This is a genomic window from Micromonospora sp. NPDC048170 (assembly GCF_040652795.1).
Lineage (GTDB): Bacteria > Actinomycetota > Actinomycetes > Mycobacteriales > Micromonosporaceae > Micromonospora.
The window spans coordinates 75,997-88,933 of the sequence record NZ_JBEZMR010000017.1; the positions used below are offsets into that span (position 1 = coordinate 75,997).

Genomic DNA, 12,937 nt, shown 5'->3' on the forward strand with positions numbered 1-12,937 from the left:
GGCCAGCCCGGCTGATTCCTGTCGCAGGGGTCCTCTACTGTCCGCGAACGTGAGCGCAGTCCAGACGTACCGGTATCTCGGATCCTCCGCCCTCGGACAGGGCGAACTCGCCCTGCAGACCAGCGGCGGCCCCACCCCGAACCCCCGATTCTTCACCGGGTTCCTCACCACCCCCCAGGCGGCGGCCGTCGGCCTGCTCGCCGTCGCCGAGGTGGCCCGCACCCGCTACCACCGGCCGGTCAGCCCCGCCAGCCTCGACCCCGTCGTCACCGGCAGCCGCGACCGGCTCCGCTTCGAATCCTTCTCCGGCTGCTGCGGCGTCTACGCCCGCCTCGACACCCTGCCCGCCGGCATCGACGGCGACGTGGTCGAACACGGCACCACCAACGTCGACGTCAACAACCCGCTCCGGGAGGCACTGGCCCGCGTCGGCGGCCTCGACCCCCTGCACCTGTCCGTCGGCCCCGACGACCTGACCGTCTCCACCATGGACGGCCCGGTCGTCGAGAAGAAGGTCCCCCTCCCGGTGCGCTGGCTGCGCGGCTTCGCCGAGGTCCAGATCCTGGCCGCCGCGTTCGAACCCCGAGCCGAGATCCCCGCCACCGAGGCGGCGACCTTCCTGCGCCGACTGCCCACCACCAGCGACCGGTCCGTGCTCTGGGCCGTGCCGGCCGGAAGGTCACTGCGACTGACCTCCCGAGCGGTCCCCGGCGCCGTCTGCCTCGCCAGAGCAAGCCGCCTGACCGCCCTGCGCGGCATGCTCCGCTTCGCCCGGACCCTGCGGGTCTACGGGCCGACCGTCACCGCCGGCTCCGCACCCGTACCGAGCACGTGGGAACTCGACACCGGCGCGCTACGGCTCTCCCTCACCCTCTCACCCGAGCCGTACCGCGGATTCTCCGGCGAAGGCGCCGCACTCACCGCACTCGCCGGCGACGACGTGGTCGACGACGCCAACCTCGTCGCCGCCGTACTCTCCTGGGATCCCACCATCGACGTGGACCAACTGGCGACCGACACCGGCCTCGACCCGGCACGGGTCCGCGCCGCACTCGCCCAACTCGGCACCGCCGGCCGCGTCGGCTACGACGTCTCCGAGGCCGCCTACTTCCACCGCGTCATGCCCTACGACGCGGGCCGCGCCGAACGCGACAACCCCCGCCTCGTCGGCGCCCGCACACTCCTCGACGCCGGAGCCGTCGAACTCGACGGAACGACCGCCACGATCCGCAGCGGCGACCAGATCTACCGGGTCCGCCACCTGCCCGACGGCAACCTCACCTGCACCTGCCCCTGGTGGGCCAAGCACCGCGGCCAACGCGGCCCGTGCCGGCACGCGCTGGCCACCCGGATGCTGACCGTCGACCGGGCAGAGGAGCGGGTGTGACACACGCAGAGCAGACGCTCTTCATGAAGAGCACCGCACGACGCCAGCGCGAACTGGCCGCAGGCGGCACCAGCGACCTGTTCGACCTCATCCAGAAGAGCGCCGCCAGCCAGATCACCGCCGCCCTCGCCGGCCTGCCCGAACAACGCCGTCGCGAGATCGGCGACGACCTGACGACATGGCTCACCCAACGACACCGCAACACCTGGTGGCCCGTCGGCTCCGGCACCGCCCTGGCCGTCGCCGTGGTCGGCTGCCTGCCCACCGCCGCACAGGCCGCGAAGATCCTCGGCCGCAACTCCGTCAACCCTCACGGCCAACGCGCCGCAACCCTCGTGGCACAGGCCGCCGAAGAACGCGGCATCACCTGGCTCGGCGACCTGGCGCACCGGCTCGCCACCAAGGTCAACCAACAGACCTTGACCGAACGCTGGCGCTTCATCGCCGCCCTGCTGCACCTCACGCACACCACAGCACCCACCAACGACCGCTTCGTCGAGCTGTGGCTGGACTCCGTCGCAATGCCGGACCGGCAACACCGCGGCCGCCCCACCCCCCTGATCGACCGGCTACGCGACGACCCGTACCTCACCGCCATGCTGCCCCGCCTCTTCGAGGTCGACGGCCTCGGCACCCGCATGATGTTCGACGAAGCCACCGCGACCTGGGACGACCGGCAACCACACGCCCTGCCCACCGCCCTGGCGCAGCTCGCCACCGAAGGCACCATCGCCCGGGCCACACTGATCGACGGCTCCATCGGCCGACTGCTGCGCGGCGACCGGGCGGCCGCCCTACGCGCCTTCACCGTCCTGCTCACCGAACTGAAACCCACCACCGCCGAAGTCGCCGCCCACGCCACCGACTACCTCCGCCTGCTCGCCGACGCGCCGGCCCCCACCGCCACCATGGCCCAGAAGGCACTACGAGACCTGCCCGACCTCGAGATCGACACCGTTCTCGACACCTCCCGGGACGTGCTGCTCCGACCAGACAAGGCACTCGTAAAGGCCCAACTCACCTGGCTCGACCGCCTGGCCCGCCAGCACCGCGACCGGTCGGCCGAGATCGCCGAGGTCATCGCTGTCGCCGCCAAACACCCCGCCGTCGAGCTACGCGACCGCGCGCACACCCTGGCCACCCGCCACGGCCACGACCCGACAGCAGGCGGCACCGACCGGGCGACCGCCCAGCCACGCGGCGACGACCTGCCCCCACCCCCGCCACCCGCACCGGCGCCCACCCCCATCACCGACGTCGACGAACTCGTCGAGGAGGTCGCCGCCCTGCTCGGCACCCCGTCGCAGGGCACACCACTCGACCGCATCCTCGACGGACTCGTCCGGCTCACCACGACCGACAGCACCCGGGTGCACGCCGCCCTCACCCCCGTCATCGAACGCCGACACTGGTCCTGGGGCAACGAACACCGCTACGACCCCCTCTGCCTGTGCGAGGTGGTCGTCGACGTACTCACCACCGCCGGAACCACCGACCAGCAGGCCCGACGACGCAACCGGTGGGAGACACTGCTCGCCGCCGTACGCCGCACCGACCGGACGACACCGCAGCCGGAACTGCTCGCCACCAACCCCCGGGTGCCCGCACCACACCGGCTGCTACGCGCCCGCCTCCTCGAAATCGGCGCACACATCAACGAACCCGGACATTCCGGCCTGCTCGCCGCCCCCACCTCAGCCAACGGCATGCTCGACCCACTCACCCTCGTCGAACGGCTCGCGGCACTCGGCGACCACACACCCTGGCACTGGGACCTCACCCAGGCGCTGCTACGCCTACCCACCGACGCCGACGAGGCACTCGCCAGCAAGGCGGCGGCACTGGGCACACCGGCGGGGGAGCGGCTCGCCACCTGGCTCCGCTGCGGCGGACTACCACAACCCGTCATGCGCACCACCACCGTCACCAAACGCTCCCGCAAGGGCGGCTACGACTGGGAACACGACCAACTGCCACCCGAACGCATCCTCGTCGAACTGCGCCCACCCGACGGATACGACGACCGGTACGGGCTGCTCACCGCCGACCCGGCACCACTCGCCGCCGACGAACACTCCGGCTGGGCCCACCAACTGCCGTCGATCCTGCCGGGGCACCGAGGCGTGGTCGCCGCGTACGCCCTGCCCATCGTGGCCGCCACCGCGGACATGGACCAACGCGACGGCACCGCGATACTGCCGCCACTCGCCGAGACCACCGGCCCCGGCGGCGTCGCCCTCGACCTCGCCCTGGCCTACGGTCTCGGGGCACGCCACGGCGCCGACCGGGTATCCGCCCTGGACGCCCTGCTCGGCCTCGCCGGAGCCGGACAACTCGACGCCACCGGAACGGGCGAGCAACTCGGCCGACTGATCGCCGGGCAACTCGTCAAGCTGACCAGAGCACTCGAACCGCTCCGCGACGCCGCCCTGGCCGGAGCGCCGCTGACCGTGTGGCGGATGACCGCCGCCGCACTGCCGGCCATACTCGCCACGCCCACACCCCCGCGCGGCCTGCCCGACCTGCTGAGCCTGGCGGCGGAAACGGCCAGCACGACCGGCGTTCGCATCGACGTGCCCGGCCTGGACGACATCGCCGCCCGGGGCGGGACCAGCCGCCTCGTCACCGAGGCCCGCCGCCTGCGCCGCGCACTCGACACGGCCTGACACCACCGCCGACAGAAAAGGAACCGCCCCTGGGCGCCACGCCCAGGGGCGGACCGCTGGAGCCGATCCCCGCCACGTCGACCCGCCCGAGGAACGTCCACCACCGGACGCCCCGGCCGGGCCGACGCGGCTCACCTGACCGCCACCGCTTCCCACCGAGCGCCAGGCATCAGGCGCGGCGGGGGAGCGGCCACCCGACGGGACGGACATCCGCGCCCACGAACACCCCGGCCGGACGCCGACACCATCAGCGCCGACGGTGACGTGCCGCAGACCGAGGCGACGCCGCCCGACGACCCCGACGCGACGTACGATCTCGCATGTGACCAGCAGACCCGCTGAAGCGCAGCACCTGCACGACCTCGCACGACTGCGCCGCGTCCGCGACCGGATCGACCGGGAGTACGCGCAACCGCTGGATGTCGAGGCACTCGCCCGCAGCGCGCACATGTCGGCCGGGCACCTCAGCCGCCAGTTCCGGCTCGCCTACGGCGAGTCACCGTACAGCTACCTGATGACCCGACGCATCGAACGCGCGATGGCCCTGCTGCGCCGGGGCGACCTCACCGTCACCGAAATCTGCTTCGCGGTCGGCTGCTCGTCGCTGGGCACCTTCAGCACCCGCTTCACCGAACTGGTCGGCGTACCACCCAGCGTCTACCGCCGCCAGGAAACCCGCGCGACAGCGGGGATGCCGTCCTGCACGGCGAAACAGGTGACCAGACCGATCAGGAATCGAGAAGCGCCGGCCCCGAGCCACACATAGCGTGACTGCCATGAACATCACCATTCACTCCAGCTTCCTCCCGCACACCGACCCGGACGCCTCCCTGACCTTCTACCGCGACATCCTCGGCTTCGAGGTCCGCAACGACGTCGGATACGAGGGGATGCGCTGGATCACCGTCGGCCCCTCCGGCCAGCCCGACACGTCCATCGTCCTGCACCCGCCGGCCGCCACCCCCGGCATCACCGACGACGAGCGCCGCACCATCCTCGAACTGATGGCCAAGGGCAGCTACTTCGGTGTCAACCTGGCCACCGCCGACCTCGACGACACCTTCGCGAAACTGGAAGCCAGCAGCGCCGAAGTGGTCCAGGAGCCGACCGAGCAACCGTACGGGGTGCGCGACTGCGCCTTCCGCGATCCCGCAGGCAACATGATCCGCATCCAGGAACTGCGCCCAGCCGTCCGCTGACCGCGTCCCACCCATGGATGCACCCGTTCGCGGCACCACACGCGGTGCCGCGAACGCGCCGACGAAACAGATGGAGACAGGATGAGCACGGCCACGAGAACGGACACGCAGTCGCCCACGCCGCACGTCGCCGACAGCCACGATCTGATCCGCGTGCAGGGCGCACGCGAGAACAACCTCAAGAACGTCAGCGTCGAACTCCCGAAGCGCCGCCTGACCGTTTTCACCGGCGTGTCCGGCTCCGGCAAGAGCTCCCTCGTGTTCGGCACGATCGCCGCGGAGTCACAGCGGATGATCAACGAAACCTACAGCGCCTTCGTCCAGGGCTTCATGCCGACGCTGGCACGGCCGGACGTCGACGTGCTCGACGGGCTGACGACCGCGATCATCGTCGACCAGGAGCGGATGGGCGCCAACGTCCGCTCCACGGTCGGCACCGTCACCGACGCCAACGCGATGCTGCGCATCCTCTTCAGCCGACTCGGGCAACCCCACATCGGCTCGCCCCAGGCATACTCCTTCAACGTCGCCTCGGCCCACGGCGCCGGCGCCGTCACCGTCGAGCGCGGATCCCAGAAGGCCGTCCGACAGAGCTTCTCCATCATCGGTGGGATGTGCCCACGCTGCGAGGGCATGGGCCGGGTCACCGACTTCGACCTGTCCGCGCTCTACGACGACAGCAAGTCGCTCAACGAGGGCGCCCTCACCATCCCCGGCTACAGCGTCGACGGATGGTACGGCCGCATCTTCAGCGGATGCGGATTCTTCGACCCGGACAAGCCGATCCGCAAGTTCACCAAGCGGGAACTCCACGACCTGCTCCACAAGGAGCCGACCAAGATCAAGGTCGACAACGTCAACCTCACGTACGAGGGCCTGATCCCCAGGATCCAGAAGTCGTTCCTCTCCAAGGACAAGGAGGCGATGCAGCCACACATCCGGGCGTTCGTGGATCGCGCCGTCACCTTCACGACCTGCCCGGACTGCGGCGGCACCCGGCTCAACGAGGCAGCCCGATCGTCCAAGATCAAGGACACCAGCATCGCCGACGCCTGCGCAATGCAGATCAGCGACCTGGCCGAATGGGTCCGATCCCTGCACGAGCCCTCGGTCGCGCCGCTGCTGGCGGCGCTGGGGGAGACCCTGGACTCGTTCGTCGAGATCGGGCTCGGCTACCTCAGCCTCGACCGGCCGTCAGGCACCCTCTCCGGCGGCGAGGCCCAGCGCACCAAGATGATCCGCCACCTCGGGTCCTCACTCACCGACGTCACCTACGTCTTCGACGAGCCCACCATCGGCCTGCACCCGCACGACATCCAGCGGATGAACAACCTGCTGCTGCGGCTGCGCGACAAGGGCAACACCGTGCTGGTCGTCGAGCACAAGCCGGAGGCCATCGCGATCGCCGACCACGTCGTCGACCTCGGCCCCGGCGCCGGCACGGCGGGCGGCACCATCTGCTTCGAGGGCACCGTCGAGGGGCTCCGCGCCAGCCGCACCCTCACCGGCCGCCACCTCGACGACCGGGCCGCCCTCAAGAAGACCACACGCGAGCCCACCGGCACGCTGGAGATCCGCGACGCGACAACGCACAACCTGCGGTCGGTGGACGTCGACGTCCCCCTCGGGGTGCTCGTCGTCGTCACCGGTGTCGCCGGCTCCGGCAAGAGCTCGCTCGTACACGGGTCGATCCCCGCAGGAGCGGACGTGGTCTCCATCGACCAGGGCGCGATCCGCGGCTCACGACGGAGCAACCCGGCGACGTACACCGGACTGCTCGACCCGATCCGCAAGGCGTTCGCGAAGGCCAACGGCGTGAAGCCGGCCCTATTCAGCGCCAACTCCGAGGGCGCCTGCCCCACCTGCAACGGCGCCGGCGTCATCTACACCGACCTGGGGATGATGGCCGGCATCGCCACCACCTGCGAGGAGTGCGAGGGGAAGCGGTTCCAGGCATCGGTGCTGGAATACCACCTCGGTGGCCGCGACATCAGCGAGGTGCTCGCGATGTCGGTCACCGAGGCCGAGGAGTTCTTCGGCGCCGGCGAGGCACGGATCCCCGCGGCCCACACGATCCTGCGGCGGCTCGCCGACGTCGGGCTCGGCTACCTCTCGCTGGGGCAGCCGCTCACCACGCTGTCCGGCGGCGAGCGGCAACGCCTCAAACTCGCCACCCACCTCGGTGAGAAGGGGGGTGTCTACATCCTCGACGAGCCGACCACCGGCCTGCACCTCGCCGACGTCGAGCAGCTGCTCGGCCTGCTCGACCGGCTCGTCGACTCCGGCAAGTCGGTCATCGTCGTCGAGCACCACCAGGCGGTCATGGCCCACGCCGACTGGATCATCGACCTCGGTCCCGGTGCCGGCCACGACGGCGGCCGGATCGTCTTCGAGGGCACGCCAGCCGACCTCGTCGCCGCCGGCTCCACCCTCACCGGCGAGCACCTCGCGGCCTACGTCGGCACCTGACCGACGCTTCGGAGGCACCGGGTTCACCGGTGCCTCCGAAGCGTGCGGCGCGTGGCCGATACGCCACGAAAGTCGTGCTCACGGCAACCCGAGTCGGCGATTCGATAATGTACATTATGTAAAGTAAGCAGGATCCGGCACTCCCTCGGCCCCGTCGGGCGGAAGGTCGGCGAGCCGCCGCAGGTGCGCCTCCACCAGCGTGACGCGCGTCCGCACCGGCGCGGGCGGCACCACGATCAGGTGATGACCGTGCCTGCGGTAGATCTCCTCGTGTACGCGGGCGAACGCCAGCGACTCGGCGTAGCTGATCCGGCGGGCGTCGGTCGCCGTCACGAAGCCCAACGGCTGGACGAGGAACACCTGCCGCTGGTAGGCGCCCTCCCGGAGCACCTGCTCGATCTCGCCGACGAGCGCGCGCCCCGGCGGTCGGCCCAGGTACCGCGCGAGGGCCAGGGTGCACAGGGGCGACCGGTCGTGAACCTGCACGACCCCGGGCGCCCCCGACGCCTCCCGGCGCTCCCGCTGGAGCCGCGCCACCGCGTCGACGAAACCGGGCCCGCCCCACGGTTCGGCGACGCCCCGTGCCTGTTCCGTCGCGATGACGTCGGTGGCCGCCTCGGCAACGACACTCCAGCCCCGTCGTCGCAGCGCGTCGGCGAGCGTCGTCTTGCCCGCCCCTGGCGCACCGGTCAGTACGTAACGCCGCACGCTCTCCCCCTCTCCCGCCGTTGCCGGCCAACCCGAAAATCATGCATAATATTCCTTATGCATGACAAACAGGACGAATCGGTGCAGCAGTTGATCGAAGAGTTCCTGATCGCCCGCACCACCCGCAAGCCCTCCCCCCACACGCTGGAGGCGTACCGGCGGGACCTGTGTACGGTCGCCGTGCTGGCTGCCGACGAAGTCGCCCCTCCCCTCCCCCTCGACGCGCTGCCCGTCGCCGCCCTCACCGCCCGCGTCATGCGTGCGGCGTTCGCCCGGTTCGCCGCGCCCCGCGCGGCCGCCTCGGTGCACCGGGCCTGGTCCACCTGGAACAGTTTCTTCTCCTTCCTGGTCGCCGACGGGGTGGTCGCCGGCAACCCGATGCCGGCCGTCGGTCGCCCCCGGGCCCCTCTCCCCCAGCCCAAGCCGCTGCGCGGCACGGACACCCCCGAGCGGTTGCTCGCCTCGGTGGCCCGGCAGGAGGGCCGGCAGCGCGACCCGTGGCCGGAGCGCGACCTGGCCGTGCTGGCGTTGGCGCTCTGCGCGGGCCTGCGGCTGTCGGAGTTGTTGGCGCTGCGGGTGGGCTCACTGACGGGGCGCCCGGGCGAGCGCCGCGTCGAGGTCGCCGGCAAGGGCGGCCGGCCCCGGGTGGTGCCGATCGAGCCGGAGTTGGACCGGGTGCTGGTGGGTTACCTGGACAGCCGGCGCCACCGGTTCGGGTCGCGGACCGTGCGGCCGGACGCACCGCTGCTCGTGGACCGTCGGGGTGAGCCGCTGCGCCGGGGTGGGCTGCAGTATCTGGTGGAGTCCTGCTACCGCCGGGCGGGCATCACCGACCGGGTGCCGCGCGGGGCGCGGTTGCACGCGCTGCGGCACACCTTCGCGACCCGGTTGGCGGAGGACGGGGCGAGTGCGGCGGAGATCATGCGGTTGCTGGGTCACGCGTCGTTGGCGTCGTCGCAGACGTACATCGAGGTGACGGCCGGGCAGCAGCGCGAGGCGGTGCGTTCCAACCGTACCAATCGGGCTTTGGCGGCGTTGGCGCCGATGCCGCCGGACGCACGGTCGTGAGGTTCGGTGGCCGGCCCGGCGCCCAGTCTGGTGACGGAGAGGGCGGCCGGGCCGGGTCGTCGGCGCTGTCCGGATCTATGCGGGATCCGTCACGTCGGTTCGACGGGTAGCCACAGCTCGCAGGTCGCGGTGCTGAAGTCGTCCGCGCGCTCGAGGATCGCGACGAGCGAGGGTCCTGGTCGCAGCCGCCACGGGGTGGACGGGAACCACTCGGTCGCGGTCGCGGCCCAGGTGTCCTGTAGGGCCTGCGGATGGGGTCCGGTGGTGCGGAAGACCGCCCACGTGCCGGCCGGGACCTCGATGGCGTCGAGGTCGTCGGGGGCCGACGTGTCCTGGGAAACGGCGACGCCGTGCAGGTACGTCAGTTCGGTGCCTTCGGCGCCGTCGGGGTCGACGTCGTCGCAGACTTGCAGCAGGCCCTCCGGCTCGGTGTCGCCGAGGGCCTTCAGGCGCAGGTGCTCCTCCTGCGGTAGTGCGGTGATGTGCTGCTGGATGTGCGGGTTGATGCCCTGGTGGATGAGCGGCACCCGGGCTGCGTGTCCGACGAGCCGGAACGCGGGGCGCTCGACGATGCGGGTGTGCATGGGGATGCTCCCTTCGACGGTCAGGCGGAACCTGAGCTGCGGTTGTGTGCGAAGGGGGCCTCCGTCGCGGCGGACGTCGCCGGGGTTGGCGCCGTGGACCGCTCGGAACGCGCGACCGAACGCCTCGGTGGAGCCGTATCCGTGCCGGACGGCGATGCTCAGCAGGTCGTCCTCGCCTCGGACGACGTCGGCGGCGGCGACGGTCATGCGGCGCCGGCGCACGTACTCGGACAGTGGCAGGCCGGCCAGCGACGAGAACATCCGGCGCAGGTGGTATTCGGTCGTGCCGACCGTGGCGGCGAGTCCGGCGACGTCGAGTTCCGCGGTGAGGTGCTTCTCGACAAGGTCGACGAGCCGGTTGAGTGCTGAGATCACGGGGCCTCCTTCGACGTCGATCCTGGCGGAAGGCACCCTGGGTGTGCCCGATCGCTGCGGCCCGATCCGATCATCCGATGGCCCGCCACCCGTGGTGCGGCGATCGACCCGACTCGCTGCACCACGGGTGGCGGGCCACGGGGTTACTGCGCGTTGCGCTGTTCGGCGGGGGTTTGGTCGTCGGTGGCGCGGTGGGCGGCGTCGAGGGCGTTGCGGAAGAGCATGGCGACGGTGGTGGGGCCGACGCCGCCGACGCGGGGGGTGATGGCGCCGGCGACGTCGGCGCAGCTTTCGTCGACGTCGGGCAGGAGGCGCCGGCCTGCGTAGCGGACGCCTCCGCCGATGACGGTGGCGCCGGGGCGGACGTGTTCGGGTCGGATGATGCCGGGGACGCCGGCGGCGGCGATGAGGATGTCGGCGCGGCGGGTGTGGGTGGCCCAGTCGGGTACGCCGGTGTGCACGACGGTGACGGCGGCGTTGGCGGTGGGGCGTTTCTGGGTGAGCAGCAGGGCCAGGGGGCGGCCGAGGGTGGCACCGCGGCCGAGGATGACGACGTCGCGGCCGGCGACGGGGATGTCGTGGAAGGCGAGCAGGGCTTCGATGCCGGCGGGTGTGCAGGGCAGGGGGCCGGGTAGGCCGAGGGCGAGGCGTCCCATGTTGAGGGGGTGCATGCCGTCGACGTCGAGGTCGGGGTCCATGGTTTGCAGGGCCCGGTCGTAGTCGAGGTGTGCGGGGATGGGGTGCTGGATGAGTAGGCCGTGCACGTCGGGTGCGGTGTTGAAGTCGGCGATGGCGTGGTGCAGGTCTGCCTGGGTGGCGGTGGCGGGCAGGTGCACGTGGGGTGAGGTGAAGCCGAGTTCGGTGGCCTGGCGTTGTTTGATGCGGATGTAGCCGGCGCTGGCGTCGTCGTCGCCGACGAGGATGGTGGCGAGGCCGGGGGTGGTGCCGGTGGCGCGCAGTGCGGTGACGCCGGCGGCGACGTCGGTGAGGATGCGTTCGGCGACGGGGGTGCCGGGCAGGAGTCGGGCGGTGGGCATGGTGCTCCTCAGCCGGCGGGGCCCAGGCGGTCGACCTCCGCGCGTGGAGCTCCCCGATGGTTTGGTGCCCATCCTCTGGCCGCCAGTCGCGTCTGGTGCCAGCTTGCCACAGCGGTTCGGGTCGGGTGTGCCCTGGTGTGGATGTCGGTGGGCCGGGGTCGGGGTGGGGTCGCATGTCGGTGGGTTGACTGTGGGTGTCCCGTTCGTCACTGGTTCGGGCTACCCTGTCGGCCGGGTCGTGTCGGCGCGGCCGTCGGGTGTCGTGAGTGGAGGCCATGGTGCCGGTGCAGGTCGGCGGGGACGGTGTGGCGTCGGGTCCGCGGTTGGGGGTGGAGGAGGAGTTCCTGCTGGTTGATCCGGTGAGTCGGTGTGTGGTGCCGGGTGCGGGGGCGGTGGTGGGTCGGGCGGCGGCGCGGTTGGGGTCGCGGGTGTCGGGTGAGATCACGACGCTGCATGTGGAGACGAAGACGGATCCGACGTCGTCGGTGCGGGAGTTGGTGGAGCAGTTGGTGCAGGCGCGGCGGGTGGTGGCGGAGTGTGCGGCGGTCGACGGGTTGCGGGTCGTCGCGACCGGTACGTCGGTGTTGCCGGGAGCGATGGCGCCGCCGGTCACGCAGGGGCCTCGGCAGGAGCGGGGTACGGCGACGTTTCGGGGGTTGCACGACGAGTTGGCGATCTGTGCGTTGCACGTGCACGTGGAGTTGCCGGATCGGGAGCGTGCGTTGCTGGTCAGCAACCATCTGCGGGCGTATCTGCCGTTGTTGATGGCGGTGACGGCGAATTCGCCGTACTGGGAGGGGCGGGATTCCGGTTACGCGAGTTGGCGGTCGATGGTCTGGCCGCGGTGGCCGGTGGCGGGGCCGCCGCCGCGGTTCACGTCGGTGGCGCACTACGAGCGGGTGGTGGAGATGTTGTCGGCGGCGGGGGCGATCGTGGATCCGGGGACGTTGTTCTGGGACATTCGGCCGTCGGTGGCGCATCCGACGTTGGAGGTGCGGGTGGCGGACGTGCCGGTGTCGGCGTGGGAGTCGGGGTTGGTGGCGGCGTTGGTGCGGGGGTTGGTGGTGCGGGCGTTGGAGGCGGTGGATCGGGGTGATCACGGTCCGGAGCTTGCCGGGGAGTGGTTGCGGGCGGCGTACTGGCGGGCGGCGCGTGACGGTCTGGAGGGTGCGTTGCTGGAGGTCGGTTCGGGTCGGTTGCGCCCGGCCCGGGAGGTGTTGGGTGAGGTGGTGGCGTGGTTGGCGCCGGTGTTGCGGGCGGGTGGGGACGAGGATTTGGTGCGGGAGTTCTCGGGGCGGTTGTTGGCGGTGGGTAGCGGTGCGGTGCGGCAGCGGGGGGCGGCGGGTCGTCGGGGGCGGCTGACGGATGTGGTGGATTTTCTGGTCGCGCAGACGGCGGTGGACGCGCGGCAGCCCGTGTAGGTGTGCCGGTGGTCTCCGGCTCG

At 71.4% G+C, this 12,937-nt stretch carries 10 protein-coding genes; 7 read left to right on the forward strand and 3 right to left on the reverse strand.

Going from position 1 to position 12,937, the window contains the following annotated elements; all coding sequences use genetic code 11:
• Window positions 1-49: 49 nt before the first annotated feature.
• From AB0D32_RS21055 to AB0D32_RS21075, 5 genes are all read left to right on the forward strand, one after another.
• Window positions 50-1,387: an SWIM zinc finger family protein gene (locus tag AB0D32_RS21055; RefSeq protein ID WP_357092531.1), complete on the forward strand. Its 1,338-nt coding sequence runs from the start codon at window positions 50-52 to the stop codon at window positions 1,385-1,387.
• On the forward strand, window positions 1,384-4,053 hold the full coding sequence (locus AB0D32_RS21060) for a DUF6493 family protein (RefSeq protein ID WP_357092534.1): 2,670 nt from the start codon (window positions 1,384-1,386) through the stop codon (window positions 4,051-4,053). The genes AB0D32_RS21055 and AB0D32_RS21060 overlap by 4 nt, the downstream gene beginning before the upstream one ends.
• 322 nt (window positions 4,054-4,375) lie before the next feature.
• Window positions 4,376-4,819 carry a helix-turn-helix transcriptional regulator gene (locus tag AB0D32_RS21065; RefSeq protein WP_357092537.1) on the forward strand — a complete coding sequence of 148 codons (444 nt, stop codon included), beginning with the start codon at window positions 4,376-4,378 and terminating at the stop codon, window positions 4,817-4,819.
• A 10-nt stretch (window positions 4,820-4,829) separates the two neighbouring features.
• The gene (locus AB0D32_RS21070) at window positions 4,830-5,252 is read left to right on the forward strand and encodes a VOC family protein (RefSeq protein WP_357092540.1); all 423 of its coding nucleotides are present in this window, start codon (window positions 4,830-4,832) and stop codon (window positions 5,250-5,252) included.
• An 81-nt stretch (window positions 5,253-5,333) separates the two neighbouring features.
• On the forward strand, window positions 5,334-7,721 hold the full coding sequence (locus AB0D32_RS21075) for an excinuclease ABC subunit UvrA (protein WP_357092543.1): 2,388 nt from the start codon (window positions 5,334-5,336) through the stop codon (window positions 7,719-7,721).
• A 114-nt stretch (window positions 7,722-7,835) separates the two neighbouring features.
• On the opposite strand, the gene AB0D32_RS21080 is transcribed toward AB0D32_RS21075, so the two are convergent.
• A complete protein-coding gene (locus tag AB0D32_RS21080) occupies window positions 7,836-8,429 on the reverse strand; it encodes an AAA family ATPase (protein ID WP_357092546.1) in 594 nt (197 codons plus the stop codon).
• 57 nt (window positions 8,430-8,486) lie between these two features.
• Here AB0D32_RS21080 and AB0D32_RS21085 point away from each other — a divergent pair, with 57 nt between their 5' ends.
• Window positions 8,487-9,497, forward strand: a complete 1,011-nt coding sequence (locus AB0D32_RS21085) for a tyrosine-type recombinase/integrase (protein ID WP_357092549.1) — start codon at window positions 8,487-8,489, stop codon at window positions 9,495-9,497.
• A gap of 89 nt (window positions 9,498-9,586) precedes the next feature.
• On the opposite strand, the gene AB0D32_RS21090 is transcribed toward AB0D32_RS21085, so the two are convergent.
• Both AB0D32_RS21090 and AB0D32_RS21095 read right to left on the reverse strand, forming a co-directional pair.
• The gene (locus AB0D32_RS21090) at window positions 9,587-10,456 is read right to left on the reverse strand and encodes an AraC family transcriptional regulator (RefSeq protein WP_357092552.1); all 870 of its coding nucleotides are present in this window, start codon (window positions 10,454-10,456) and stop codon (window positions 9,587-9,589) included.
• A gap of 143 nt (window positions 10,457-10,599) precedes the next feature.
• A complete protein-coding gene (locus AB0D32_RS21095; RefSeq protein WP_357092555.1) occupies window positions 10,600-11,493 on the reverse strand; it encodes a bifunctional 5,10-methylenetetrahydrofolate dehydrogenase/5,10-methenyltetrahydrofolate cyclohydrolase in 894 nt (297 codons plus the stop codon).
• A gap of 275 nt (window positions 11,494-11,768) precedes the next feature.
• On the opposite strand from AB0D32_RS21095, the gene AB0D32_RS21100 reads away from it, so the two are divergent.
• On the forward strand, window positions 11,769-12,914 hold the full coding sequence (locus tag AB0D32_RS21100; RefSeq protein ID WP_357092692.1) for a glutamate--cysteine ligase: 1,146 nt from the start codon (window positions 11,769-11,771) through the stop codon (window positions 12,912-12,914).
• Window positions 12,915-12,937 lie beyond the last annotated feature (23 nt).

What these genes read in the sequence shown, in the direction of transcription:
- AB0D32_RS21100 (WP_357092692.1), top strand. Translation starts at nt 11,769, where the DNA reads ATGGTGCCGGTGCAGGTCGGCGGGGACGGTGTGGCGTCGGGTCCGCGG.
- AB0D32_RS21095 (WP_357092555.1), bottom strand. Translation starts at nt 11,493, where the DNA reads ATGCCCACCGCCCGACTCCTGCCCGGCACCCCCGTCGCCGAACGCATC.
- AB0D32_RS21070 (WP_357092540.1), top strand. Translation starts at nt 4,830, where the DNA reads ATGAACATCACCATTCACTCCAGCTTCCTCCCGCACACCGACCCGGAC.
- AB0D32_RS21085 (WP_357092549.1), top strand. Translation starts at nt 8,487, where the DNA reads ATGCATGACAAACAGGACGAATCGGTGCAGCAGTTGATCGAAGAGTTC.
- AB0D32_RS21075 (WP_357092543.1), top strand. Translation starts at nt 5,334, where the DNA reads ATGAGCACGGCCACGAGAACGGACACGCAGTCGCCCACGCCGCACGTC.